Source organism: Lysobacter capsici (assembly GCF_018732085.1).
GTDB lineage: Bacteria > Pseudomonadota > Gammaproteobacteria > Xanthomonadales > Xanthomonadaceae > Lysobacter > Lysobacter capsici_A.
On the sequence record NZ_CP076103.1, the window covers coordinates 3,784,602 to 3,809,413 of the forward strand.

Genomic DNA, 24,812 nt, shown 5'->3' on the forward strand with positions numbered 1-24,812 from the left:
GCGGCTTGCGCCGCTCCTACAGGGAGATACGCACATTCGCGGCAAGCTCCCTGTAGGAGCGGCGCAAGCCGCGACCGCGTGACCTCGCATACGACGCAAGCTGGAGGCGAAAGCGGAACCCGAGGCCATCGCGGCTCGACACGGAGTCGCGGTATCCCTGTCTTCGCCGCAATAGCACCAGGGGGCGATGCCGCAGGTTACAAGGCGAACGTCGCGGGGAGAAACCGCTCAGGCTGGATCAGACCCGCTCGTCGTTCTCAACTCCGGTTGGTCAGCGACTCCGCATGCCGCACCTGCCCTTCCCCGCGCACCACGAAGCGCTCGATGGTCAACGATTCCACGCCCATCGGCCCGTAGGCGTGCAGGCGCGTGGTCGAGATGCCGATCTCGGCGCCCAGGCCAAGCTGGCCGCCGTCGTTGAAGCGCGAGGAGGCGTTGACCATTACCGCCGAGCTGCGGGTGCGGCGGACGAAGGCCTCGGCGGTCGCGGTGTCGGCGGTCGCGATGACTTCGGTGTGGTCGGAGCCGTAACGGGCGATATGCGCCAGCGCGGCATCGAGGTCGTCGACTACACGAGCGGCGATGATGAGGTCGAGGTATTCGGCGGCGTAGTCGCTTTCATCGGCGGCGGCGACGTCGATGCCGGCCTCGTGGGCCAGAGCGCGGATGCGTTCGCAGCCGCGCACTTGCGCGCCGCGATCGGCCAGGGCCGCCAGAGCACGCGGGACGAAAGCGGGCGCGATGTCGCGATGCACCAGCACGGTTTCCAGCGCATTGCACACGCCGGGACGCGAGGTCTTGCCGTCGATCAACAGATTCACCGCCAGATCGAGATCGGCGGCGCGGTCGACGTACAGATGACACACGCCCTTGTAGTGCTTGATCACCGGCACGCGTGCGTGCTCGGCGACGAAGCGGATCAGGCTTTCGCCGCCGCGCGGGATCGCCAGGTCGATCAGGTCGGACAACTGCAACAGTTCCAGCACATGTTCGCGCGCGGTGTCTTCGATCAGCGACACCGCCGCCTCGGGCAGGCCGTGTTCGCGCAGCGCCGCATGCAGGCAGGCGGCGATCGCGGCGTTGCTCGCACGCGCCTCCGAGCCGCCGCGCAGCAACACCGCGTTGCCGGCCTTCAGGCACAGCGCCGCGGCGTCGGCGGTGACGTTAGGGCGGGCTTCGTAGATCATCGCGATCAACCCCAGCGGCACGCGCTGGCGTTCGATCAGCAAACCGTTCGGGCGTTGCTCGCGACGCGTCACTTCGCCCAGCGGATCGGGCTGCGCGGCGACTTCGCGCAAGGCGTTGGCGATCGCGCCCAGTCGCGCCGGGTCGAGCTTGAGCCGGTCCAGCATCGCATCGCTGAGCTTCGCCTCGATGCCGCGGCGCAGGTCCTCGGCGTTGGCCGCGAGCACGCGCTCGCTCGATCCGTCGAGTTGCGCGGCCATCGCTTCGATCAGGCGGCGGCGCATGGCGCCGTCCACCGACGCCAGCACCGCCGAGGCCGCGCGCGCCTGTTCCGCCAAAGCTCGTACATAGCCGCTCATTGCGACAGCTCCGGTGACGGTGCGACCGGCGCATCGGATGCGTCGTCGTCGAAGGGTTGGGTCGGTCCGGGCGAAGCCGCCGTCGTGTCTGCGCGTTCGAGCAGCACCAGATCGTCGCGATGCACCAGCGATTCGCCGTAGCGGAATCCGATCAGCGCTTCGATATCGCGACTGTGGCGGCCCTTGAGCCGGCCGACCTCGACCGAGTTGTATTGCACCAGGCCGCGCGCCAGTACCGCGCTGCCCTCGCCCGCCGCGCGCAGTTCAACCACGTCGCCGCGGCGGAACTCGCCTTCGACCGCGACCACGCCGCCCGGCAGCAGCGAGGCGCCGCGCTCGTGCAGCGCGGCGATCGCGCCGGCGTCGATGCGCAGGCAGCCGTTGGCCGGCGCATGCCGCAGCCATTGCTTGCGCGCGCGCAGGCGATCGGTACGCGCGGCGACCAATGTTCCGTGCAGGCGGCCTTCGCTGAGCGCGGCCACCACCTGCGCATCGCGGCCGCAGAACAAGGCGGTGGCGACGCCGGCGGTCGCGGCTTTCGCCGCGGCTTCGAGTTTGGTGCGCATGCCGCCGGTGCCGAGCGCGCCGGCGCCGCCGCTGGCGGCGAGCAGCAACTCGGGCGTGACCGCGGCGACCTGCGAGATCGGCCGCGCAGTGGGATCGCGCTGCGGATGGCCGCTGTAAAGGCCGCCAATGTCGGTCGCGATCAGCAGCAGATCGGCGTCGACCAGCGACGCCACCGCTGCGGCGAGGTTGTCGTTGTCGCCGAGCTTGAGCTCATCGACCGCGACGGTGTCGTTTTCGTTGATGACCGGCAGCGCGCCCAGCCGCAACAGCTCGCGCAGCGAGGCGCGCGCATTGAGATAACGGCGGCGGTTGCGCAGATCGTCGTGGGTCAGCAGCACCTGCGCGACCGGCACCGGCGACAGGCCCTGCCAGAACGCGATCAGCGACGCCTGACCGAGCGAGGCCAGCGCCTGCCGCAGCACGATGCCGTTGCCGCCGGCCTCGATGCGGCTGCGTCCGGCGGCGACCGCGCCGGACGACACCAGCACCACTTCGCGCTGCTGCGCGCGCGCGTCGGCGATGAAGCGCGCCAGCCCGGCGGCATACCGCGGATCGAGGCCGCCGCCGCTCTGGTCGGCGAACCCCGCGAGCAGACTGCTGCCGACCTTGAGCACGGCGCGGCGCCACGCGGGCAACGGTTGCGCCGGAAAATCGTCTGCCGCGCCATGCATCTCGGCGCCTGTCATGTCAGGTCCTGCCAGCGTCGTTGCAACTCATCCAGGCGCAAATCGGCGGCCGCTCCGGGCGACACGCGCGCGGCCAGGCTGGCTTCGGGATCGCCTTGCGCCCAGCGCGCCGGATCGGCGGCCTGCTTGTAGGCCTCGCGGAACGGCAGGCCCTGACGCGCGAGGTCGACGGCGAGATCGGTCGAGTACATCGACGGATCGAGCGCGGCGCGCAGTTTCTCCGGTTTCCATTCCAGGTTGCGCAGCAGGTCCGGCAGCAGTTCCAGCGCGCCCAGCCCGCGGCCGAAAGCGTGGAAGATCGCACCCTTGGAGAATTGCAGGTCGCGGTGATAACCCGACGGCAACGACAGCAGGTGCTCGATCTCGCTGCGGCCGGCGGCAATGCTGGCGTAACTGGCGCGCATCAGCTCGATCACGTCGGGATTGCGCTTGTTCGGCATGATCGAGCTGCCGGTGGTGTACTCGGCCGGCAAGGCGACGAAGCCGAACTCGGCGCTGGTGAACAGGCTCAGGTCCCAGGCCAGCCGGCGCAGGTCGAGCACCGCGGTCGACAGCGCATCGATCGCGCCGAGTTCGAACTTGCCGCGCGACAACTGCGCATAGGCCGCCGACACCTGCATGCGGCCGAAGCCGAGCGCGGCGGTGGTGTGATCGCGCGCCAACGGCAGGTTGACGCCGTAACCGGCGGCGCTGCCGAGCGGATTGGCGTCGACCCAGTCCAGCGTTTGACGCGCGCGCACCGCGTTGTCGATGAAGCCCTCGGCCCAGGCCGCCCACCACATGCCGGCGCTGGACACGACCGCGCGCTGCAGGTGGGTGTAACCCGGCATCGGCAGCGCGCGTTCGGCGTCGGCGCGTGCGAGGGCGACTTGCGCGGTTTCGCGGCACAGCGCGTGCAGCTTGCCCAGGCGATCTTTCAGCCACAGACGCGTGGCGACCAGGATCTGATCGTTGCGGCTGCGGCCGGTGTGGATCTTGCGGCCGGCGTCGCCCAGGCGTTCGATCAATCGGCCTTCGATCGCCGAATGGCCGTCTTCGAAGCGCTCATCGAGCACGAAGCGGCCTGCGCTGAAATCGTCGGCCAACACGTCCAGTTCGCGCGACAGGCCGTCGAGCTCTTCGCTGGTCAGGATGCCGATCTGCTGCAGGCCCTGCGCATGCGCGCGGCTGGCCTGGATGTCGAACACGAAGAACTCGCGGTCGAGAATCACGTCCTCGCCGGCGAGGAAATTCTGGATGCGCGCGTCGACCTTGACGCCGGGTTTTTGCCAAAGCAGATCGGACATGGGGAAGACTCGATAGGAAATCAGGACAAGGGAGAAACGTGTGCGGCGATATACGCGATCGCATCGGCCGGCGACAGTTCCAGGCGTTCGCCGCCGGCGCGGCGCTTGAGTTCGACCACGCCGCGGCTCAGGCCGCGCTTGCCGACCACGATCTGCCACGGCAGGCCGATCAGGTCCATGCGGGCGAACTTCACGCCGGCGCGTTCGTCGGTGTCGTCGTGGAGTGCATCCAGGCCGTGCGCTTGCAGCTTGGTTTGCAGATCGGTGCAGATTGGATCGATCGCCGCGTCGGTTGGATCGAGATTGACGATGCCGACGTTGAACGGCGCGACCGTATCGGGCCAGACGATGCCGGCCTCATCATGGCTCGCCTCGATGATCGCACCAAGCAAGCGCGACACGCCGATGCCGTAGGAGCCGCCGTGGATCGGCCGCTCCTCGCCCTCGGGCGTGGTCACCAGCGCCTTCATCGGCGCGGAGTACTTGGTGCCGAAGTAGAACACCTGGCCGACTTCGATGCCGCGGGTCTGCACGCGTTGTTCGGTCGGCACTTCGCGTTCGAAACGCGCGATGTCGTGGACGTCTTCGGTGGCGGCATACGGCGTGGTCCATTGCTGGACGATGCCGCTCAGGTCGCCGTCGTAATCGGTGTCGGCGGCGGGAATCGGCAGGTCGAGCACGGCGCGGTCGCAGTACACCGCCGATTCGCCGGTCTGGGCCAGCACCAGGAACTCGTGCGACAGGTCGCCGCCGATCGGGCCGGTTTCGGCGCGCATCGGGATCGCGCGGATGCCCATGCGCGCGAAGGTGCGCAGGTAGGCCACGAACATGCGCTGGTAGGAGCGACGCGCGGCGGCCTCGTCCAGGTCGAAGGAGTACGCGTCCTTCATCAGGAACTCGCGCCCGCGCATCACGCCGAAGCGCGGGCGCTGCTCGTCGCGGAACTTCCACTGCACGTGGTACAGGTTCATCGGCAGCGCGCGATACGACTTGACGTTGTTGCGGAAGATCGCGGTGATCATGTCCTCGTTGGTCGGCCCGTACAGCAGCTCGCGCTCGTGCCGGTCCTTGATCCGCAGCATTTCCGGGCCGTAGGCGTCGTAGCGGCCGCTTTCGCGCCACAGGTCGGCCAGTTGCAGGGTCGGCATCAGCAGTTCGAGCGCGCCGGCGCGGTTCATCTCGTCGCGCACGATCGCTTCGATCTTGCGCAGCACGCGCAGGCCGGCCGGCAGCCACGAGTAGATGCCGGCGGCTTCCTGGCGGATCAGTCCGGCGCGCAGCATCAGGCGATGCGAGGCGATCTGCGCGTCGGCGGGGTTTTCCTTCAACGTGGGCAACAGATAACGCGATAGACGCATGACGACTCCAAAACTTCAGACCAGCGATGCCCTACCCGATCGCCGCACCGCAGTTCCCCCCTTTGAAAAAGGGGGGTTAGGGGGGATTTGCTTTTGCTCTTCACGGCAACAGCAAAGGCAACAGCAAAAGCAAAAGCAAAAGCAAATCCCCCATGTCCGCTTCGCGGCCGTTCGCCCCCTTTGTCAAAGGGGGCAACAGCAAAGGGCAACAGCGAGGGGCAACAGCAAAAAAACGAGAGCAAAAACGGCTTAGGCAGCCTCGATCTCAATACCTGCCAGCTCTTCAAACCCGAAGGCGAGGTTCAAATTCTGCAACGCCTGCGTCGCCGCGCCCTTGAGCAGATTGTCCAGCGTCGACACCACCACCACCCGGCGCCCGTCTTCCGACATCGTGAAGCCGCCGATGTCGACATGATGCTTGCCGGCGATCTTGCTGACCCACGGCGCTTCGTCCAGCACCCGCACCATCGGTTCGCCGTCGTAATGGCGGTGATAGTGCTCGACCAGTTCCTCGCGGTCGAAACGCCGCGAAAGGTGAAGGTTGGAGGTGATCGTCAGCCCGCGGAAATGCGCGGCCACGTGCGGCATGAACTCGACCGGATGGCCCAGATGGCGGGTGACTTCGCGCTCGTGCATATGCCCGGTCAGCGCGTACGGCATCAGGTTGTCGCGCAGTTTTTCGGGATCGTTCTTGTCCGACGGGCTGGTGCCCGCGCCCGAATAACCCGACACGCCGAAGCATTGCACCGGGCCTTCGAGCACGTTGAGCAGCGGCGCGATCGCCAGCTGCATCGCGCTGGCGTAGCAGCCCGGATTGCTGATCCGGCGCTGGCCGTGATAACCCGCGCGGGTCAGTTCCGGCAGGCCGTAGTACCAGTGGTCGTCGAAGCGGTAATCCGCCGACAGGTCGATGATGACCGGCTCGGCGCCGGCCGCATCGAACGCGGCCACGCAATCGGCGGCCTTGCCGTTGGGCAGCGCCAGCACCACCGCGTCGGCGCCCAGGCCCGGCAATTCCTCGTGGCTCGGCGAACCGTAAAGCAGCTCGGGATTCTTGGCCGCGTACTGCGGGATGTGATCGGCCAGCTTCTGCCCGGCCAGTTCGCGCGAGGACACGAACGCCAGCTCGAACTGCGGATGCGCGGCGATCAGGCGGATCAGGTCGGCGCCGACGTGTCCGCGCGCGCCCACGATGCCTATGCTCTTAGCCATCTTGTCCGGCTCCATGGTGTTGCAGCTTGTACTGAAGATTAAGCTTCACCGCCGGCCATTCGCCATCGATGATCGAAAACGCGACGGTGTCGCGCGCGCTGCCGTCGGCGTGGCGGCGGTGGTTGCGGATGATGCCGTCCTGCTTGGCGCCCAGGCGCGCGATCGCCGCGCGCGAAGCCAGGTTGAACCAGCTGGTTTCGAAGCCGACGCTGATGCAGCCCAGTTGCTCGAAGGCATGGGTCAGCAACAGCAACTTGGCCTGAGTGTTGAGCCCGGTGCGCTGCACCCGCGACGCATAGAAGGTATAGCCGATCTGGACCCGCGGAACGCTCGCGTCCATGTCGTAGTAGCGGGTGCTGCCGACCACCTCGCCGTTCGCATCGAGCACCGCGAACGCCCAGGCGACGCCCTTGGCCTGCATCGTCAGCGCCGATTCGACATACGCGTCCACGCCGTCGGCGTCGGGCGCGTTGGTGTACCACAGCCGCGCGAGTGCGCCATCGGCCACCGCGGCACGCAGGCCGTCGGCGTGTGCGCGCGTCAACGGTTCCATCGCGACGTGTTCGCCGCGCAACCGCGGCTGCGCGTTCCAGGCGCTGCTGCCCTGCTCGCTCATCTCAGTCCTCCAGGGTCGGTGCGCGGCGGCTGGAGTAATCGACGCAGGCGGCGATCTCGTCGAAGCCGTCCATGCCGTACCAGAACACCTTCCACTTCTCCTGCTTGAGGCAGCCGTCGGATTCAGAATAGTAGAACGGGTTGACCGAATTGCCGTGACGCGAACGCCAGAACACGCTCGGGTTCTGCTCGCGCATCACCTGCCACACCGCGCGCCCGAGGCCTTCGCCCTGCGCATCGTCGAGCACCGCGAACTTGTCGAGGTAGGTGCGGCCCTCGGCTTCGATCAGGATCACCGCGGCGCGATAGTTCTCGCTGACATAGGCCTGCTTGAGCACCGTGCGTTCGAAGTAGTCGTCGACCAGCTTGCGGCCGAACGCCGATTCGATCAGCGAACGCAGCCGCGCCAGATCCAGCTGATCCCAACGTTGCGCCTGCTGCACGCGCTCGCCGCGCCGCACCAGCGTGCCCGAGCCCTTGTGGGTGAACAGTTCCTTGGCCAGCTCGGCCGGCTTGGTGATCGACACCGACGAGGTCAGCGGCAACTTGTCGAGCAAGTCCTTGATCTGCTCGATCTTGACCCGCATGCCGCCGTTGATCCACGGCTGCTCGATCAGATGCTCGTACTCGGTCGACAGGTTGATCGAGTCGATCACCCGGCCGTTGTCGTCGAGCAGGCCGCCGGTGCCGGTCAGGAACACGATCTTGTACGGCTGCAGCACCTGCACCAGTTCGTTGGCGGCGAAGTCGGCGTTGACGTTGAGGATCTGCCCGCCCGCGGTTTCGCCCAGGCTGGCGATCACCGGGATCGAGCCGGCCTGCAGGCTGGCTTCGATCGGCGCGAGGTTGACCTTCTTCACTTCGCCGACCAACCCATAGGTGTCGCGGTCCAGGTAGTCCGCCTCGAACACACCCGAGATGATCGAGGTGGCACGACCATCGCCCGATTGCAGCGCTTCGACCAGCTTGAGGTTCTGCGCCTGGAACACCCGGCGCACGATCGCCAGCGCTTCGGGCGAGGTCACGCGCAGGCCGTTGACGGTCTGCTTGACGATACCGGCGGCCGACAATTCCTCGTCGAGCTGCGGGCCGGCGCCGTGGATCACGATCGGGGTCAGGCCCACGTCCTGCAGGAACGCCAGCGACGAGGTCAGCGCGGCCAGATCGTCGCGCAACACCGCGCCGCCGACCTTGACCACCGCGAAGCGCTTGGAATCGAGCTGGGAAAAGCGCTTGAGGTACTGCGAAATCTCCTTGGCGCTGGCCATGCTCGACAGCAGCCGCACGATGGTCTGTCGCGTCTGCAGGTGATTGTCCATCGACACGCTCATTACCCGTTGCTCCCCATGATGCGCGCGACGCTGTCGGCGTAGCGCTGCAATTGTTCCAGTGCGACCCATTCGTCGGCGGTGTGCGCTTGCGCGATGTCGCCGGGGCCGTACACGATCGAAGTCAGGCCGCCGGCCGAGAACAGCGAGGCCTCGGTCCAGAAGTCGACCGCGTTGCCGATCGGCAGGTTCAGCGCGTCGGCCAGATCGCGCGCCTCCAGGCGACGCTCCTCGGCGCGGGCGACATCGCCGGCCGGCAGCGACGGGCCGTTGAAGGTTTCTTCGTAGCGCTCGATCACGCTCGGATCGACCAGGTTGGCGAAGATTTCGTGCAGGCTCTCGATCGACTGCGAAGGCAGCGGACGGAAGCCGAAACGCAGATCGGCGCTGGAGGCGATCATGTTGGCCTTGATCCCGCCTTCGACCTTGCCGATGTTGAAACGCAGGCCGGTGAGCCCGCCGAAACGCTGATGCGCCTGGGATTCGACATGATCGAGCGCCTTGCCGCCCCAGCGGATCGCCTGATGCAAGGCGCTGGACTGCATCGCATTGGCGCCGGAGGCATGACCGGCGACGCCACGAAAACGCATCTGCACCGAGCTGATGCCGCGGTGCGCGAGGACGGCTTCGCACATCGTGGGTTCGGCGACGATGGCTTCGGCGAACCCATGATCGGTGGCGAGGAAACCGGCGATGCAGCGCGCATCGTTGGCTTCTTCGTCGGTGCTGAACAAGAACGCGGCATCGCCGGTGGTTTGCGCGGCCGCGGCCAGCAGACACGCGGCCGCGCCCTTGATGTCGCACGAACCCAGGCCGATCGCGCGGTCGTCGGTGACCCGCAGCTTGTGCGGATCGGCGCTCCAGGCTTCCGAGGACGGCACGGTGTCCAGATGCACGTTGAACAAGCGGCGCGGGTTGCCGCGCACGGCGAGCATCGACACCGCGCCGGCGCCGTGGTCGGTCACTTCGATGCGGAAGCCGTCGAGCTGGCTGCGCAGGTAATCGAAGATGCCGCCGGTGCCGATTTCGCGCGGCGGGTTGCGGGTGTCGTAGGACACCAGGGCCTGCAGGTGGTTGAGGACGTCGGGGAGCATGAGTGGGGGGCTCGTCGTGTCGGGCGGTGATGGTTGCGGTGAGGTACTGCGGTGCGATGGAGCGTCGAGTCCCCTCTCCCGCGAAGCGGGAGAGGGCTAGGGTGAGGGAGCTTTTGCGGGTGTTTTAATCACACGCAAAAAAGCAAAAGCAGCTTGCTGCCTTCGGCGCTCGCTCCCTCACCCCAACCCCTCTCCCGCTGTGCGGGAGAGGGGCTCGAAGCTCGGTCAATTCTTGCGGTTGATCTCCGCCCACAACGTGCTGCTCATCCCGAACAATTTGATGAAACCCTCGGCTTCTTCCACGCCCCAGTCCGCCGCCTGCGCGTAGGTCGCGCCCTTGGCGTTGAGGATGTGCGGCGAGCTGATCGCCACCGCGTTGACCACGCCGCCGTTGGTTTCCAGCACGACTTCGCCGTTGACCGTGGACTGCGAGCTGGCCAGGAAGGCTTCCAGGTCGGTCTTGAGCGGATCGTGGAAGAAGCCTTCGTACACCAGCTCGACCCACTTGCGCGCAACCTCGGGCTTGAAGCGGTTCTGGTGCTTGCTGAGCACCGCTTCTTCCAGCGCGCGGTGCGCGGTCAGCAGCGCGAACAGGCCCGGCGCTTCATAGATGATGCGGCCCTTCAGGCCGATGGTGGTGTCGCCGGTATAGAGACCGCGTCCCACGCCGTACTGCGCGAACAGGCCGTTGAGCTTGGCCAGCATCGTGTGGCCTTCGATCTTTTCGCCGTCGAGCGCGACCGCTTCGCCGTTTTCGAAGGTGATCGTGACCTTGAGCGCTTCGCTCGGCCACTGCGAGCGCGGCTTGCACCAGCCCACCGCGCCCTCGCCCGGCGCCTGCCAACGATCGATCTCGCCGCCGGACATGGTCAGCCCGAGCAGGTTCTCGTTGATCGTGTAGGCCTTTTGCTTGGCGCGCACGCCGAAGCCGCGTTCTTCCAGGTACTTCTGCTCGTAGGCGCGGACCTCGGTGTGTTCCTTCTGGATTTCGCGGATCGGCGCGACGATGTCGTAGTCGCCCAGCGCCTTGACCGCCAGGTCGAAACGCACCTGATCGTTGCCCATGCCGGTGCAGCCGTGCGCGATGACCTTGCAGCCCAGTTCGTCGGCGCGCTTGAGCGCGGCCTCGACAATCAGGTAGCGGTCCGACACCAACAGTGGGTACTGGCCCTGATAGCCCTCGCCGGCCCAGACGAAGGGCTTGACGAAGCCCGACCAGATCGCCGGACCGCCGTCGACGGTGACGTGGCTGGCGACGCCGAGTTCGGCCGCGCGCTGTTCGATGAAGTCGCGTTCTTCCGCGTCGACGCCGCCGGTGTCGGCGAACACGGTATGCACGGCCCAGCCGCGCTCTTGCAGGTAAGGCACGCAGAAGCTGGTATCGAGGCCGCCGGAGAAGGCGAGGACGATGGCTTTGGAGCCGGGATTCGGGAGTCGGGAGTCGGGAATCGAAGAAGCAGTTTGCTGCGACATGTGGGGACGTCTCGTATTGAAAGTGATGTCTTGATGATGGTTCGAACGAGGAGATGCGCTCTTACGATTCCCGACTCCCAATTCCCGATTCCCGGCCGCCTATCAAGGCGGCCATGATCGCCTTCTGCACATGCAGGCGGTTCTCGGCCTCGTCGATCGCGATGCACTGCGGCGAGTCCATCACGCCGTCGGTGGCCTTGACGTTGCGGCGCAGCGGCAGGCAGTGGCTGAAGACGCCGTTGTTGGTCAGCGCCATCTTGGCTTCGTCGACGATGAAGTGCTTGTACTGGTCGCGGATCGGCTTTTCCGGGCCCCAGTTGCCGAAGTACGGCAACGCGCCCCAGCTCTTGGCGTAGACCACGTCGGCACCGGTGTAGGCGCTTTCGATGTCGTGGCTGATGCGCAGCGAGCCGCCGCTTTCGGCGACGTTCTGCTCGGCCCAGCCCATGTAGCGCTCGTCGAGGATGTACTCGGGCGTCGGGCACAGCAGGGTCACGTCCATGCCCAGACGCGTGGCGATGGTCAGCGCCGAATTGGCCACCGCGGTGTTGAGCGGCTTGGGGTGGTAGGTCCAGGTCAGCACGTACTTCTTGCCGCGCAGGTCGGAGGTGCCGAAGTGCTCCTGCAGAGCCAGCGCATGCGCCAGTTCCTGGCACGGATGGGTGATGGTCTCCATGTTGATGACCGGCACCGGCGAGTACTTGGCGAAGCTGGCCAGGACCTTGTCCTGGCGGTCGTTGGCCCAGTCGACGAACTTCGGGAACGCGCGCACGCCGATCAGGTCGACGTAGCGGCCGAGCACCTTGGCCACTTCGGCGATGTGTTCCTCGGTATCGCCGTCCATCACCGTGCCCAGGTCGAACTCGATCGGCCACGCGTCCTTGCCCGGCTGCAACACCACCGCATGCCCGCCGAGCTGGAACGCGCCCAGTTCGAAGCTGGTGCGCGTGCGCATCGACGGGTTGAAGAACACCAGCGCGATCGACTTGCCCTTGAGCTCATCGCCGAGCTTGCTGCGCTTGAACACGGCGGCCTGCGCCAGCAGCGCGTCGAGGTCGGCGCGCGACCAGTCTTGGGTGTTGAGGAAGTGTTTGGTCATTTTTCGGGAGTCGGGAATGGGGAATCGGGAATGGGAACAGCGGGTGACGGCGTTGGCGTGGAAGTCGCGAGAGAAACCGGGAAGCGTCGCTACGGCTTTGACGATTCCCTATTCCCCATTCCCGATTCCCGTGGCGAAAAACAAAAAAGCCCAGCGCTAGGCTGGGCTTTTCGTGTGTGCGGCTTGTTACACGAACGACGGCGCGGGCCGTCACCCAGCGGATTGGCAGGGCAACGGTCGACGAGCACGCGAGGTCATTCCCGCCGCCATGTAGGCAGAGGTCAACACGTCGGCGTCGGCGTAGTTCGGATTCATGAGGCCGCGAATGCTCGCATGGGCGGGGGCACGGCGCAAGCCGCAAAATCGGGAAACGCGACCTGGGCCGGGCGCCGGATGCGGCCGGGCGCTCAACGCGAGGTGCTGATCGGGGTGATCACCGGGGTCACCGCGACCCGGACCTTGAGCTTGTTGCCCGGGTCCTCGGGCAGGCGCGAGCGGAACCGGCTGCCCTTGTAGACGTAGTCCACGTCGTAGGCGATCGGGCGGCGGAATTCGCGTTCCACCGGCACCGGCTTGCAGTTTTCGCCGGTGCTGGGCTTGGGGTCGCGCTCGCGGCCCAGCGCCTCGCGCACCGCCCCGACCACCCGCGACAGCCGCGAGTCGGACTTGTCGGCCGGCTCGGGTTCGCACTGCTGCTCGACCGTGGTCGCGCGCAGGGTCTGGTAGATCGGGGTCACCCGCAGCACCTGGGCATAGTCGAACCGCACGTTCTCGGCCTGCAGTACGGTGGTGTGCTGCTGCGCCGCCGCGGGAGCCGTCCACAGCGAGGCCGCGGCGCTGATCAGCACCAGGATCGAGACCTGCAGGACGGTTCGGTTCATCGGGCTCGCGCAGTGGATTCGTGAATAAAGTGTAAGAGCAGTGTCCGCTAATGGCCTGAATCCCGCCTTTAGGCCCCGTCCGTCCAGGCCTTGCAAGCGCCCCGATCATGCGTGATTGCGACCGCGCGCTCGGCTTTCGCGCGCGCTTGCGCGGCTTCGCCCGGGCGCGGCCACGGCCCCGATCGGACGTCGGGCGTTGCCGGCCGTGGCGAATCGGCCGCCGTGTTGCGCGGATCGGCCATCGCGACCGCGCGATCGCGGACGCGGGCCCGCGCGGCCCGCTAGAATGAACCCGACCCCAAGCCGCCTATCCATGAGCCTGCATCTCTACAACAGCCTGTCGCGACAGGTCGAAGCCTTCGTTCCGCTGGATCCGGCACGCCCGACGATGTATGTCTGCGGCCCCACGGTCTACAACTACGTGCATATCGGCAACGCGCGCGGCCCGGTGGTGTTCGGCGTGCTCGCCGACCTGCTGCGGCGACGTTATGGCGCCCTGGCCTACGCGCGCAACATCACCGACGTGGACGACAAGATCAATGCCGCGGCCGCCGAACAAGGCGTGCCGATCGCGGCGATCACCGACCGCTTCGCCGCCGCCTACCGCGAGGACATGGCGGCGCTGGGCGTGCGCGCGCCCGATCTGGAACCGACCGCGACGGGCCACATCGGCCAGATCGTGGCGATGATCGAGCGTTTGATCGACAGCGGTCACGCCTACGAAGCCGCCAACCACGTCCTGTTTTCGATCGGCAGCTATGCCGACTACGGCAAGCTCTCGCGCCGCGACATCGACGACATGCGCGCCGGCGCGCGGGTCGAGGTCGCGCCGTACAAGCGCGATCCGGGCGACTTCGTCCTGTGGAAGCCCTCCACCGGCGACCTCCCCGGCTGGGAGTCGCCGTGGGGCCGCGGCCGCCCGGGCTGGCACATCGAATGCTCGGCGATGGCCGCCGCGCACCTGGGCGAGACGATCGACATCCATGCCGGCGGCGTCGACCTGCAGTTCCCGCACCACGAGAACGAGATCGCGCAGAGCGAATGCGCGCACGGCGGCAAGGTGTTCGCGCGCTGGTGGCTGCACAACGGCATGCTCAATTTCGATGGCGGCAAGATGTCGAAGTCGATCGGCAATATCCAGAAGGTCCACGACCTGGTCGCCAAGCATCCGCCCGAGGCGCTGCGTTACGCGCTGCTGTCGGCGCATTACCGGCAGCCGCTGGAGTGGTCGGATGGGTTGATCGAGCAGAGCGCACGCACGCTGGATCGTCTGTACGGCACCCTGCGCGACCTGGGCGACATCGCCTACGCGGTGTTCGATCGCGAAGCCGGCACGCTGGAACTGCCCTTGTCGATACCGCAACCGGTCCAGGCCGCCCTGGAAGACGATCTCAACACGCCGCAGGCGCTGGCCGAACTCGCGCGCATCGCGGGCGAAGCGCGCAAGGCGACCGACCCGATCGAGCAGGCCCGCCTCAAGGGCGAGCTGCTCGGCGCCGGTCTCGCGCTGGGCCTGTTGCAGCAAGACCCCGCGGCCTGGTTCGCCGGAGCGAGCGGCGACAACGACGACGCCCGAATCCAGGCCCTGGTCGACGAACGCAATCAAGCCAAGAAGGACCGCGACTTCGCCCGCGCCGATGCGATCCGTCAGCAACTCGCCGACGAAGGCATCCTGCTGGAAGACACGCCGGCCGGCGTGCGCTGGAAGCGTTCGCGATGAGCGAGGCCACGATCACCTCGCCGTTCCCGATCGAAGCCACCGCCGTCGAAGCCCAGGCCGCGATCCGCGAGGAATTCGCGTTCTTCGGCGACTGGTCCGAGCGCTATCAATACCTGATCGACCTCGGCCGCAAGCTGCCCGACCTGCCCGTCGAGTGGAAGACCGAGGAGCATCGCCTGCTCGGCTGCCAGTCGATGGTGTGGATCGTGGTCGAAGGCGACGCCGAGCGGCTGACCTTCCACGCGATCAGCGATTCGGCCATCGTCTCGGGCCTGATCTATCTCGCGCTGCGGGTGTATTCGGGCCGCAGCGCGACCGAGATCGTCGCCAGCCCGGCCGACTACATCGCCGACATCGGCCTGGCCAAGCACCTGTCGCCGACCCGCAGCAACGGCCTGGCCTCGCTGCTGGCCTTCATCCGCGAGCAAGCGCAGCGCCGGCTGTGAGCGCCGGCGACGCCAGCGAGACCGGCACCGACGGCGCGTCTGCCGCCAACCCACCACCGATCAGCGCCCTGCGCCTGCTGCGCAATCCCGGTTTCGCCGGGCTGCTGGTGTACCGGCTGCTGGCGATGCTGTCGTACCAGATCGTCGCGGTCACGGTCGGCTGGCACATCTACGAACTGACCCGCGACCCGTTCGCGCTGGGCCTGATCGGCCTGACCGAGGTCATCCCGTATTTCTGTTTCGCCCTGTTCGCCGGCTACGCGGTCGATCACCTGCCGCGGCGCAAGCTCGGCATGTTCGCCTGCAACGGCTTGCTGGTGACCACGCTGATGCTGGCCGGCGTCGCCAGCGGCGTGTTGCCCACCGGCGGCTTCGGCTTCGACACCTTGACCATCTACGTGGCCATCGCGGTCAACGGCGTGGTCCGCGCGTTCCTGTCGCCGGTGTACATGTCGCTGTTCGCGCGGGTGCTCAAGCGCGAGCATTTCGCGCGCGGCGCCGGGGTCAGCAGCGTGGTCATGCAGACCGGGCTGGTGCTCGGGCCGGCGATGGGCGGCGCGCTGATCGCCTGGGGCGGCAAGACTTCGGCCTATCTGGTCGCGGCGGGTTTCGCCCTGGCCGCGGCGATCGCGATCATCACCCTGCGGGTCAGCGAACCGGCGCCGCAGGCCGAGCGCGCGCCGGTGTTCAAGAGCATCGGCGAAGGCCTGCGCTTCGTGTTCAACAACCAGGTCGTGCTCGGCGCGCAGGCGCTGGACATGTTCTCGGTGCTGTTCGGCGGCGCGGTGGCGCTGCTGCCGGCGTTCATCCACGACGTCCTGCATTACGGGCCCGAAGCGCTCGGCGTGCTGCGCGCGGCGCCGGCCGCGGGCGCGGTGCTGATGGGCCTTTGGCTGGCGAGGCGGCCGCCGCAGAAGAACGCCGGCCGCCTGCTGCTGTACGCGGTGGCCGGGTTCGGCGCGTGCATCATCGGGTTCGCGCTGTCTCGCGATTTCTGGCTGTCGGCGGCGATGCTGATGCTGTCGGGCATGTGCGACGGCGTGTCGGTGGTGCTGCGCTCGACCATCCTGCAACTGTCCACGCCCGACGAGATGCGCGGACGGGTGTCGTCGATCAACGGCATCTTCATCGGCTCGTCGAACGAGTTGGGCGCGTTCGAATCGGGCCTGGCGGCCAGGCTGATGGGACTGGTGCCGTCGGTGATCTTCGGCGGCTGCATGACCCTGGCCGTGGTCGGCGCGACCGCGAAGCTGGCGCCGAAGCTGCGGCGGCTGGATCTGCGCGATTTGCAGTAGCGGTGCGCGGGCTCGATCTGGGCGGTCGAGCGATCGCTCTGCGCCGAACCAAGCGCAATCTTTAACTTGTCCGCCATCTTCAACTCACGCGACTTGCGTCGCCCCAGCGGCGAGCCACGGCTCAATCGCTGCGCAACCTGACCCGTTCACTCTCCGGCGCTTGCTTCGGCGCGACCGCCGGCTTGCGCACGGCCGCGGCGACCGCTCCGATCAGTGCCAGCGCGACGTTGAACGCGCCCGCGGCGACCGACACCAGGGCGTCGCCCTGGGTGTTGCCGAAGCTGCGTTCGAGCTGACTCGCCTGCCAGCACAGCACGCCGATCAGCGGCGAGGCGATCAGCCCGCTCAGCAGCACGAACATCGCCGCGCCGGCGAAACGGGTGTAGCCGCGCGACAGCCGCCACAGGCCGAGATTGAGGCAGATCGTCAGTATCGGGATGAGCAGCAGCAGGAAGCCTTCCATGGTGGGTTCGCGTGGCGTGGGTGCGGCCTACGCTATAGGGCGGGCGGGAAGAAGCAAATCCCCTACCCTCCTTTTTTGCAAAACCGGGGAAGCTTCGGTCGGTTCAACCGGGGCTTTTGGTCGGCGATGTCTGGATCGGTTGGCGCCGGCTTGGGTCGGATACGGCCTTGTCACTGCCTTGGTTTGACTTCGAACACGGGCTTGCTTGTCTTCCAGGTCTTCAAAAGGGGCCGAGGGGATTCGCCTTTCGTTCATCCCGGAAACAAAAAAGCCCCGCTTGCGCGGGGCTCTCATAGGCATCGATCCGAATTGCGGACCGAAGCGAGGGATCAATCGCCCATCTGCTTCTGCAAATGCTCCCAACGCTCCTGCGCGTCGATGGTGCGTTCGGCGGTCAGACGCGCTTCCAGGCGTTCCAGGCCGATTTCTTCGCCGGTGTCGACGCAGAAGCCGTAATCGCCCGAATCCACCCGCTTGAGCGTGCTGTCGATCTTGCTGATCAGCTTGCGATAGCGGTCGCGGGTACGCAGTTCGAGCGAGTTCTCCGTCTCACGCGTCGCGCGTTCGGCTTCGTCGCCGACGTCGCGCACTTCGTCCTTGAGGTTCTCGATGGTCTGCTTGGATTCCTCGACCAGGTCGGTACGCCATTGCAGCAGGCGTTGACGGAAGTACTCGAGCTGCAACGGGCTCATGTACTCCTCGTCCGAGGTCGGCTTGTAACCGTCCGGCACGATCGGACGACCGGTTGCGGGATCGTTCTTGTAGGCCACGACCTTGACCTTGGTCTTGGGCGCGGGCGTCTGCTGGGTCTTGGCCGTAATGGCCACGGCGACCTTGCCGGCCGGGCGCGTGGCCGGGGCGGGGGTCGTTGTCGCGGGCTTGGCCGCGGGTGTCTTGCTGGATACTGGTTGGGTCACTGTGTTCTTGCTTTGGTCGGAGATGATGCTGTCGGCCGGTCCCGCGGAAGCCTTGGCGGGCTTGGGCGGGACGGGCTGTTTGTCGGCAGGCTTGGCTGCGGGCTTCACAGCTTCGGGCTTTTTCACTTCAACTTTTTTAAGCTCGGGCTTCTTTGTTCCGCTGGCCTTGCTCGCCGTGGGTTTGTTCGCTGCCGCCGGCTTGGCCGGCGCGGGGACTGGCTTCTTCGCCGCGGGCGCCGCTGGCTTCTTCGCCGCAGGCGCCGCCGCCGGCTTCTTCACCGCGGCCGCCTTGGCGGGCGCCGGGGTGACTTTCTTTGCCGCCGGCGCCGGTTTGGCCGCCTTGCCCGCCGTGGACTTGCTGGCGGGGGCCGGCTTGGCCGCCGCCTTCTTCGCCACCGGCTTCTTGGAGACAGCCTTCTTCGGCGCGGGCTTGGCCGCAGGCGTGGCCGCCTTCTTCGCAGCCGGCTTGGCGGTCTTCTTGGCGGCCTTGGCGGCCTTCTTCGCAGGTTTTTTCACTGCCACGAGCGGCTTGTCCTTCTATTCCCTGAGGGCGCCTCCGGATGCGATCCGGAAGCATCGCGGGTCAAGCATGACCCACCCGGCCATCAAATGCACATGCGTTCGATGACCGCAAGTGAAATCCGGCCGATCGCCGGTTTTCGCCCGGTCCGCGCAGCACGGCAGCTTGGCTTCCAAGCCGCTGCGGACCTTCGTCTTGCACTTGCCTTGTTTGGGGAAAGCGCGCTGTTATACCCTGCTGCGACACCTGCGGCAACCACACCGACAACCGGCCGATCGCGGCGTAAAATAGCGGCTGCAACGGGGCTTGCGACATCGAGTCCCCGCATCCGTCACTACCGATGCCGGCATTAAGGAAACGTGATCGACCGCCTGCTCATCGCCCTGCTTCGCGGCTACAAACGCTGGATCAGCCCGCTGCTCGGCCAACGTTGCCGCTTCCATCCGAGCTGTTCGGCTTATTCGATGGAGGCGATCGGGCGCTTTGGCGCGCTCAAAGGCAGCTGGCTCACGCTCAAGCGACTGGGCCGCTGCCATCCTCTGCATCCAGGCGGCTTCGACCCGGTGCCGCCGCTCGATCCATCCTCCGACCCGCCCTCCTCCGAGCCTGGAAACCACTCATGTCATCGACACTGATCGTCAACGCCCGCCTGGTCAACGAAGGGCGCGAATACGACGGCGACCTGCGCATCGAGGACGGCCGCATCGGCCAGATCGGCGCTGGCCTGTCCGCGCGCGGCGGCGAAACCGTGATCGACGCGCACGGCCGCCGGCTGCTGCCGGGGATGATCGACGACCAGGTGCATTTCCGCGAACCGGGCCTGGAGTACAAGGCCGACATGGCCACCGAGTCGGCCGCGGCGGTGGCCGGCGGCCTGACCACGTTCATGGACATGCCCAACACCAGCCCGCCGACGCTCGACGCGGCCGCGCTGGAAGACAAATACCGCCGCGCGGCCGGACGCGCCTGGGGCAACTTCGGCTTCTATCTGGGCGCCAGCAATGACAACCTCGCCGCGATCCAGTCGCTGGACCCGCGCACCGCGCCGGGTGTGAAAGTGTTCATGGGCGCCTCGACCGGCAACATGCTGGTCGACGATCCGGTCACCCTGGATGCGATCTTCCGCGACGTGCCCACGCCGATCATCACCCATTGCGAAGACACGCCGATGATCGACGCCGAGCTGGCGCGGTACAAGGCGAAGTACGGCGACGACATCCCGGCCCAATTCCATCCCGACATCCGCTCGCGCGAGGCGTGCAAGAAATCGACCGAACTGGCGATCTCGCTGGCGCGCAGGCACAACACCCGCCTGCACGTGCTGCACATCAGCACCGCCGACGAACTGGCGCTGTTCCAGGCCGGCCCGATCGAAGGCAAGCGCATCACCGCCGAGACCTGCATCCACTTCCTGCGCTTCGATCGCGACGACTACGAAAAGCTCGGCCACCTGATCAAGTGCAACCCGGCGATCAAGGACCCGGCCGACCGCGAGGCGCTGATCCGCGCGGTCGCCGAAGACGTGATCGACGTGCTGGCCACCGACCACGCGCCGCACACGCTGGAAGAAAAGGCCCGGCCCTACACCTCGGCGCCCAGCGGCCTGCCGCTGGTGCAGTTCGCGCTCAATGCCGCGCTGGAACTGGTCCACGAAGGCCGCCTGACCACCGCCCAGGTGGTCGACAAGTTCGCCCACGCGCCGGCCAAGCTGTTCGACGTGGAAAACCGCGGCTTCCTGCGCGAGGGCTATGCCGCCGACCTGGTGCTGATCGACGACACCCCGTACACGGTGCAGCGCGAGGACGTGCTGTCGAAGTGCGGCTGGTCGCCGTTCGAGGGCCGCACCTTCCACAGCCGCATCGCGTCGACCTGGGTCAACGGTGTGCTCGCGTGGGACGGCACGTCCCTGGTCGGCGCGCCTAACGGACAGCGATTGGCGTTCGCACGATGAGGTTGGGTTTCGCCGCGCTCGCGGCGCTTGCCGCGACGATGCTGTTGTCGCCGGTGCAGATCGTGTTTGCGCAGCAGACGTCTGCGGTCGCGGGTTCTACCCCGGCCGATGCGAGAATCGTTTTTCCTTCGTCGGTATCGCAAGGTGGGTTGGTGATCGGCAAGGTGCCGCCGGGCAGCGTGGTGCGTTACGGCGAGCGCCGCTTGCGCACCACTGCCTACGGCACCGTGGTGTTCGGCGTGGGCCGCGATGCGACCGGGCCGTTGAGCGTGCAGGTCGAGATCGCCCCGGGCCGCGTGCAGACCGCGACCATCGCGGTGACCAAGCGCGATTTCCCGACCGAATACATCAACGGCGTGCCGCCCAAAACGGTCAATCCGCCGCCGGAGATCGCCGCGCGGATCGAACGCGAGCAGGCGCAGGTAGTGGCCGCGCGCGCGCGCGACGACGACCGCGCCGATTTCGCCCAGCCCTTCATCTGGCCGGTGCAGGGCCGCATCAGCGGCCGCTTCGGCAACCAGCGCGTCTACAACGGCCAGAAAGGCTCCGGCCATTCGGGCATGGACATTGCCGCGCCCACCGGCACCGCGATCAAGGCCCCGGCCGCGGGCGTGATCACCTTCGTCGGCCCGGATCTGTACCTGACCGGCGGCACGGTGTTGCTCGATCACGGCCACGGCGTGAGTTCGAATTTCCTGCACATGTCGCGGATCGACGTGAAGGTCGGCGACCGGGTCACGCAGGGCCAAGTGATCGGCGCGGTCGGCGCCACCGGCCGCGCGACCGGGCCGCATCTGCATTGGGGGATGAACTGGTTCGACGTGCGGATCGATCCGCTGCTGGTGCTGGAGCGTGCGCAGGCGGCGCAGGCGGGCAAGAGCGAGCCTTGAGTCGGGTTGTCAGCGGATTGGCGTCGTTGCGATCGCGCGGAAAATCGGTAACCGCGTTGCCGCTTGAGGCGGAGAGTCGGGGCTGAAGCCCCTCCCACAAAAGACTTCGCAGCCGCGCTGCATCGTTGCGGGGGCGCCATGCCGTTGCGATCGCGCCGGGAATCGGTAACCGCGTTGCCGCGTGAGGCGGCGGGTCGGGGCTGAAGCCCCTCCCACAAAAGACTTCGCAGCCGCGCTGCATCGTTGCGGGGGCGCCATGCCGTTGCGATCGCGCGGGTAATCGGTAACCGCGTTGCCGCTTGAGGCGGCGAGTCGGGGCTGAAGCCCCCCTCCCACAAAAGACTTCGCAGTCGCGCTGCATCGTTGTGGGTGCGCCATGCCGTTGCGATCGCGCGGGGAATCGGTAACCGCGTTGCCGCTTGAGGCGGCGAGTCGGGGCTGAAGCCCCTCCCACAAAAGACTTCGCAGTCGCGCTGCATCGTTGCGGGGGCGCCATGCCGTTGCGATCGCACGGGGAATCGGTATCCGCGTTGCCGCGTGAGGCGGCGTGTCGGGGCTGAAGCCTCTCCCACAAAAGACTTCGCAGCCGCGCTGCATCGTTGTGGGTGCGCTGCATGGTTGCAGGCCTACGCCGTTCGAACTGAATCGCAAGCCGCGAGGTCTTTTGTGGGAGGGGCTTCAGCCCCGACACCCGAAGCGACTTTCCGCACGCGCGATCGCCTGTCGCCGAAGCCAGACGACCCGCCACCGCGCGTCCAACCTCAGCCGGCAGGCTCCGCCGCCTGAAACAACCGCCCCAACGGCTGCTGCGAAGGCGACAATTCCAGTTCGCGCAATCGCAGCCATTTCGGACTCGCCGCGCGCGGCGCCGCGGCCAGCAACCCCGCGCCGCGGGACAACAGGCCCAGGCGCGAACGCGCCGCGATCAAGGCTTGTTCGAACGCCGCCTCATCGATCGGCACATCGCCTTCGAAATCCGGCACATCGCGCCGTTCTTCGGGCAACCACGGCGCGATCTGCGACCACAACGCCGCCCAATCGATCGCCGGAAACACCAGTGCGCGCGGCGACGACGGCAGCAACTGCGGCGCGAGCCGCCCGCGCGGCTGCACCGGACTTTCGGCGAAACAGCGGTAGACGAATTCGCTCGCGGTCATCGCCTCCGCGCCGCTGCTCGCGACGCGAAGCAAGGCTTCGTGCAGCACTCGCCGCAACGGCGGCTGCGGCGGCAGTTCGCGCTCGCGCAGCGCCGCGAGCACGCCGAGCGCGCGCAAGGGATCGCCGGCGAAGTGAGGCCGGCGCAGCGACAGCGCATGCGCGAGCACCGCGATGCGATCGTTGTCCTGCAACACCTCGCCCTGCCCGGCCAACGGCCGGCGCGCGTCGACCACGAGCAGGTCGGAGGCGCGCAGGTAATCGTTCAAGCCCGGCTCGGTCACGCCGTCGGCGGCGAATTCGAGCACGCAGCCGGCGCGGCCGATCAGGGCGACGTGGTCGTAATCGCTGTCACCGAACCAGGCGGTCAATGCCGCCAGAGCGCCGCGCCGGCGGATCAGCAGCAGGTCGCCGGTACGCAGTTGCGCCGCGGCGACCGCGACCGATCCGGCGCCGTCGGGGGTCACGTCACCACCTCGCGCTCGGCTTCCGGGCTGTGTCCGGTGACCCGGTCGCGACCGGCCGACTTGCTCGCGTACAAGGCCGCGTCGGCGCGTTCGAGCAACTGCTCGGGCGTTTCGCCGGGCAACAGCTCGGCCACGCCCAGGCTCAGGCTGACCGGCAGCAGGCGGCCATCGATCGACAAGGGGCTGCCGCTGACCGATTCGCGCAGGTGCTCGGCGACCCGCACCGCATCGCGCAGGAACGTATCGGCCAGCACCACCAGCACCTCGTCGCCGCCGTAGCGGCCGAACAGGTCGTAGGCGCGCAGGCGGTTGCGCGTGCGCAGCGAGACGATGCGCAGGGTTTCGTCGCCGACGCGGTGGCCGTGTTCGTCGTTGATGCGCTTGAAGTGATCGATGTCGAAGAACACCACCGACAACGGCCGGCGCGAGCGCTGCGCGCTCTCGACCGCCTGGCGCAGGCTCTGCGAAATCGCCGCGCGGGTCATCGCGCCGGTCAGGCTGTCGTAGGTGGCCAGGCGATTGGCGGTGTCGCGGTCGCGGCGCAGCTGTTGCAGTTTCGAGGTCAGGCCGAGCAGCAGCCCCAGGCCGCCGAACGCCAGGCCGACCGGGAACGCGTATTCGAGCCAGTGGTACTCCGGCCACCACTGATGGTGCGCGCCGACCAGGGCGACCAGCAGCGACATCAGCGGCAACCACGCCAGCAGCAGGAAATAGGCTTCGCGCTGACGCCGCCACACCGCGACCGCGGCGCAGTACAGCACCAGCGCGATCACCAGCAGCAGGTTGAGGTTGCCGTACAGCGCGCTGTACTTCCAGGTGCGGAACAGCGACACCAGCAGCAGGCCGCCGAGCGAGACGCTGAGCCAGTCGAGGATCTGCGCGACCTTCGGCTGGGTGGTGCGCAGGCCGAGGAAGAACACCAGGAAGCGGATGCTCGCGAGCACCGCGGCGGTGTTGAGCACGATGTTGGTGCGGCTGTCGGGCGCGATCTGGTTGAGCCAGGGGATCACCCGCATCTCGCCGCCGTCGGCGGTCAGGGTGAGGATCTGCAATACCAAGGTCAGGCCCAGGTAGGCATAGCCGCGTTCGCGCAGGCCGGCCCAGAAACCGAACGCGAGCACCGCGACCACGCCCATCGCGGTCAGCACCACGCTGCGCAGGCCGACATGCAGCATGTCCTCGCGCTGGACCTTGGCCAGCGGCTGGATCACCACGTCCGAGGGCAGCACGTCGGTGGCGAGCACGCGCAGGTACAGCGAATCGCCCTTGTGCAGCCCGTGCGGCAACGGGAACACGATCATGCGGGTGGAATGGTTGAGGTCGGTGTCGGGGCCGTAGATCGAGCGGCGCAGCGGCACGTCGTCGCCGGGACGCCACAACTCGATCTCGCGCCGGTACGGGCGGTTGATGGTCAGCTGCGGCGAATCGACCGCGGCCACGTCCTCGTTGAGGGTGACCCGCCACCACACCGGCTGGCGCTTGGGCGCCCAGATTTCGTGCCCCGACACCGCTTCGAAGCGGCTGTCGAATTCGCCCGCGAGCACGCGCGCGGGCACCGGGTCCTGCCCCAGCCGCGCCAGGCTCAGCGACGGGGGACGGTAACCGGAGGGATCGTACGGAAGGTGGCCGGAGGAGGAAGATGCGGCTTGCGATGCGGATTGAGCCACCGAAGACAGGCTTACGGCCTGCGCCGACGCGATCGCCGCCACCACCCACATTCCCAGCAGAACCAATAGGCTCTGCCAGCCACGACGCCAGGGTTTCCCCATGCCCCTTCCGGTCACTAGTCTGCTGACCTGAGCATAGCCCAAGGGCCGCGCATTCCGATGGAGGGGGCCGTCACGC

21 protein-coding genes are annotated in these 24,812 nt (G+C 67.3%); 6 read left to right on the top strand and 15 right to left on the bottom strand.

Annotation, left to right across the window (positions count from 1 at the left end):
- Nucleotides 1–257: 257 nt before the first annotated feature.
- The 11 genes from KME82_RS15665 to KME82_RS15715 all read right to left on the bottom strand — a co-directional run bounded on the left by KME82_RS15665 (nt 258) and on the right by KME82_RS15715 (nt 13,143).
- Nucleotides 258–1,544, bottom strand: coding sequence for a glutamate-5-semialdehyde dehydrogenase (locus KME82_RS15665; protein WP_215494887.1), 1,287 nt, complete (start codon nt 1,542–1,544; stop codon nt 258–260).
- Complete coding sequence (proB, locus tag KME82_RS15670; protein ID WP_252255352.1) at nt 1,541–2,797, bottom strand: glutamate 5-kinase; 1,257 nt, start codon at nt 2,795–2,797, stop codon at nt 1,541–1,543. Before proB ends, KME82_RS15665 begins: the two co-directional genes overlap by 4 nt.
- A complete protein-coding gene (gene argH / locus KME82_RS15675) occupies nt 2,794–4,083 on the bottom strand; it encodes an argininosuccinate lyase (RefSeq protein WP_215494888.1) in 1,290 nt (429 codons plus the stop codon). The genes proB and argH overlap by 4 nt, the downstream gene beginning before the upstream one ends.
- A gap of 20 nt (nt 4,084–4,103) precedes the next feature.
- Nucleotides 4,104–5,441, bottom strand: a complete 1,338-nt coding sequence (gene proS / locus KME82_RS15680; RefSeq protein ID WP_215494889.1) for a proline--tRNA ligase — start codon at nt 5,439–5,441, stop codon at nt 4,104–4,106.
- 249 nt (nt 5,442–5,690) lie between these two features.
- Nucleotides 5,691–6,653 carry an N-acetyl-gamma-glutamyl-phosphate reductase gene (argC, locus tag KME82_RS15685; RefSeq protein ID WP_252255354.1) on the bottom strand — a complete coding sequence of 321 codons (963 nt, stop codon included), beginning with the start codon at nt 6,651–6,653 and terminating at the stop codon, nt 5,691–5,693.
- Nucleotides 6,646–7,269: a GNAT family N-acetyltransferase gene (locus KME82_RS15690; protein ID WP_215494891.1), complete on the bottom strand. Its 624-nt coding sequence runs from the start codon at nt 7,267–7,269 to the stop codon at nt 6,646–6,648. Before KME82_RS15690 ends, argC begins: the two co-directional genes overlap by 8 nt.
- 1 nt (nt 7,270) lies before the next feature.
- A complete protein-coding gene (locus tag KME82_RS15695) occupies nt 7,271–8,599 on the bottom strand; it encodes an acetylglutamate kinase (RefSeq protein ID WP_252255356.1) in 1,329 nt (442 codons plus the stop codon).
- A complete protein-coding gene (locus KME82_RS15700) occupies nt 8,599–9,690 on the bottom strand; it encodes an acetylornithine deacetylase (RefSeq protein ID WP_215494892.1) in 1,092 nt (363 codons plus the stop codon). Before KME82_RS15700 ends, KME82_RS15695 begins: the two co-directional genes overlap by 1 nt.
- 225 nt (nt 9,691–9,915) lie before the next feature.
- Nucleotides 9,916–11,163, bottom strand: a complete 1,248-nt coding sequence (locus tag KME82_RS15705) for an argininosuccinate synthase (RefSeq protein ID WP_215494893.1) — start codon at nt 11,161–11,163, stop codon at nt 9,916–9,918.
- Nucleotides 11,164–11,224: 61 nt separating this feature from the next.
- Complete coding sequence (locus KME82_RS15710; RefSeq protein WP_215494894.1) at nt 11,225–12,262, bottom strand: N-acetylornithine carbamoyltransferase; 1,038 nt, start codon at nt 12,260–12,262, stop codon at nt 11,225–11,227.
- A 407-nt stretch (nt 12,263–12,669) separates the two neighbouring features.
- Nucleotides 12,670–13,143 (bottom strand): hypothetical protein, encoded by a 474-nt coding sequence (locus KME82_RS15715; protein ID WP_215494895.1) that lies wholly within the window; start codon nt 13,141–13,143, stop codon nt 12,670–12,672.
- Nucleotides 13,144–13,456: 313 nt separating this feature from the next.
- Here KME82_RS15715 and cysS point away from each other — a divergent pair, with 313 nt between their 5' ends.
- The 3 genes from cysS to KME82_RS15730 are packed head-to-tail and all read left to right on the top strand — an operon-like array spanning nt 13,457 to nt 16,604.
- Nucleotides 13,457–14,863 (top strand): cysteine--tRNA ligase, encoded by a 1,407-nt coding sequence (gene cysS, locus KME82_RS15720; protein ID WP_215494896.1) that lies wholly within the window; start codon nt 13,457–13,459, stop codon nt 14,861–14,863.
- The gene (locus KME82_RS15725; RefSeq protein ID WP_215494897.1) at nt 14,860–15,309 is read left to right on the top strand and encodes a SufE family protein; all 450 of its coding nucleotides are present in this window, start codon (nt 14,860–14,862) and stop codon (nt 15,307–15,309) included. Before cysS ends, KME82_RS15725 begins: the two co-directional genes overlap by 4 nt.
- Nucleotides 15,310–15,368: 59 nt before the next feature.
- A complete protein-coding gene (locus tag KME82_RS15730) occupies nt 15,369–16,604 on the top strand; it encodes an MFS transporter (RefSeq protein WP_215499097.1) in 1,236 nt (411 codons plus the stop codon).
- A 121-nt stretch (nt 16,605–16,725) separates the two neighbouring features.
- Here KME82_RS15730 and KME82_RS15735 read toward each other — a convergent pair whose 3' ends face one another.
- The gene (locus KME82_RS15735) at nt 16,726–17,067 is read right to left on the bottom strand and encodes a hypothetical protein (protein ID WP_215494898.1); all 342 of its coding nucleotides are present in this window, start codon (nt 17,065–17,067) and stop codon (nt 16,726–16,728) included.
- A gap of 329 nt (nt 17,068–17,396) precedes the next feature.
- Nucleotides 17,397–18,506 (bottom strand): RNA polymerase-binding protein DksA, encoded by a 1,110-nt coding sequence (gene dksA, locus KME82_RS15740; RefSeq protein ID WP_215494899.1) that lies wholly within the window; start codon nt 18,504–18,506, stop codon nt 17,397–17,399.
- Nucleotides 18,507–18,863: 357 nt separating this feature from the next.
- On the opposite strand from dksA, the gene yidD reads away from it, so the two are divergent.
- From yidD to KME82_RS15755, 3 genes are read left to right on the top strand one after another with little or no spacing between them, the layout of a single operon-like run.
- On the top strand, nt 18,864–19,139 hold the full coding sequence (yidD, locus tag KME82_RS15745; RefSeq protein WP_056111825.1) for a membrane protein insertion efficiency factor YidD: 276 nt from the start codon (nt 18,864–18,866) through the stop codon (nt 19,137–19,139).
- Nucleotides 19,124–20,455 carry a dihydroorotase gene (locus KME82_RS15750; protein ID WP_215494900.1) on the top strand — a complete coding sequence of 444 codons (1,332 nt, stop codon included), beginning with the start codon at nt 19,124–19,126 and terminating at the stop codon, nt 20,453–20,455. The genes yidD and KME82_RS15750 overlap by 16 nt, the downstream gene beginning before the upstream one ends.
- Entirely contained in the window at nt 20,452–21,345 is an 894-nt protein-coding gene (locus KME82_RS15755; RefSeq protein WP_215494901.1) for a M23 family metallopeptidase, read from the top strand. The genes KME82_RS15750 and KME82_RS15755 overlap by 4 nt, the downstream gene beginning before the upstream one ends.
- A gap of 761 nt (nt 21,346–22,106) precedes the next feature.
- Here the strand turns inward: KME82_RS15755 and KME82_RS15760 are convergent.
- Nucleotides 22,107–22,967: a hypothetical protein gene (locus KME82_RS15760; protein ID WP_215494902.1), complete on the bottom strand. Its 861-nt coding sequence runs from the start codon at nt 22,965–22,967 to the stop codon at nt 22,107–22,109.
- Nucleotides 22,964–24,736 carry a sensor domain-containing diguanylate cyclase gene (locus KME82_RS15765; protein WP_215494903.1) on the bottom strand — a complete coding sequence of 591 codons (1,773 nt, stop codon included), beginning with the start codon at nt 24,734–24,736 and terminating at the stop codon, nt 22,964–22,966. The genes KME82_RS15760 and KME82_RS15765 overlap by 4 nt, the downstream gene beginning before the upstream one ends.
- Nucleotides 24,737–24,812: the final 76 nt, after the last annotated feature.

Excerpts from the sequence above, each read along its gene's own strand:
- KME82_RS15665 (WP_215494887.1), bottom strand. The coding sequence starts at position 1,544 with ATGAGCGGCTATGTACGAGCTTTGGCGGAACAGGCGCGCGCGGCCTCG.
- proB (WP_252255352.1), bottom strand. The coding sequence starts at position 2,797 with ATGACAGGCGCCGAGATGCATGGCGCGGCAGACGATTTTCCGGCGCAA.
- argH (WP_215494888.1), bottom strand. The coding sequence starts at position 4,083 with ATGTCCGATCTGCTTTGGCAAAAACCCGGCGTCAAGGTCGACGCGCGC.
- proS (WP_215494889.1), bottom strand. The coding sequence starts at position 5,441 with ATGCGTCTATCGCGTTATCTGTTGCCCACGTTGAAGGAAAACCCCGCC.
- argC (WP_252255354.1), bottom strand. The coding sequence starts at position 6,653 with ATGGCTAAGAGCATAGGCATCGTGGGCGCGCGCGGACACGTCGGCGCC.
- KME82_RS15690 (WP_215494891.1), bottom strand. The coding sequence starts at position 7,269 with ATGAGCGAGCAGGGCAGCAGCGCCTGGAACGCGCAGCCGCGGTTGCGC.
- KME82_RS15695 (WP_252255356.1), bottom strand. The coding sequence starts at position 8,599 with ATGAGCGTGTCGATGGACAATCACCTGCAGACGCGACAGACCATCGTG.
- KME82_RS15700 (WP_215494892.1), bottom strand. The coding sequence starts at position 9,690 with ATGCTCCCCGACGTCCTCAACCACCTGCAGGCCCTGGTGTCCTACGAC.
- KME82_RS15705 (WP_215494893.1), bottom strand. The coding sequence starts at position 11,163 with ATGTCGCAGCAAACTGCTTCTTCGATTCCCGACTCCCGACTCCCGAAT.
- KME82_RS15710 (WP_215494894.1), bottom strand. The coding sequence starts at position 12,262 with ATGACCAAACACTTCCTCAACACCCAAGACTGGTCGCGCGCCGACCTC.
- KME82_RS15715 (WP_215494895.1), bottom strand. The coding sequence starts at position 13,143 with ATGAACCGAACCGTCCTGCAGGTCTCGATCCTGGTGCTGATCAGCGCC.
- cysS (WP_215494896.1), top strand. The coding sequence starts at position 13,457 with ATGAGCCTGCATCTCTACAACAGCCTGTCGCGACAGGTCGAAGCCTTC.
- KME82_RS15725 (WP_215494897.1), top strand. The coding sequence starts at position 14,860 with ATGAGCGAGGCCACGATCACCTCGCCGTTCCCGATCGAAGCCACCGCC.
- KME82_RS15735 (WP_215494898.1), bottom strand. The coding sequence starts at position 17,067 with ATGGAAGGCTTCCTGCTGCTGCTCATCCCGATACTGACGATCTGCCTC.
- KME82_RS15750 (WP_215494900.1), top strand. The coding sequence starts at position 19,124 with ATGTCATCGACACTGATCGTCAACGCCCGCCTGGTCAACGAAGGGCGC.
- KME82_RS15755 (WP_215494901.1), top strand. The coding sequence starts at position 20,452 with ATGAGGTTGGGTTTCGCCGCGCTCGCGGCGCTTGCCGCGACGATGCTG.
- KME82_RS15765 (WP_215494903.1), bottom strand. The coding sequence starts at position 24,736 with ATGGGGAAACCCTGGCGTCGTGGCTGGCAGAGCCTATTGGTTCTGCTG.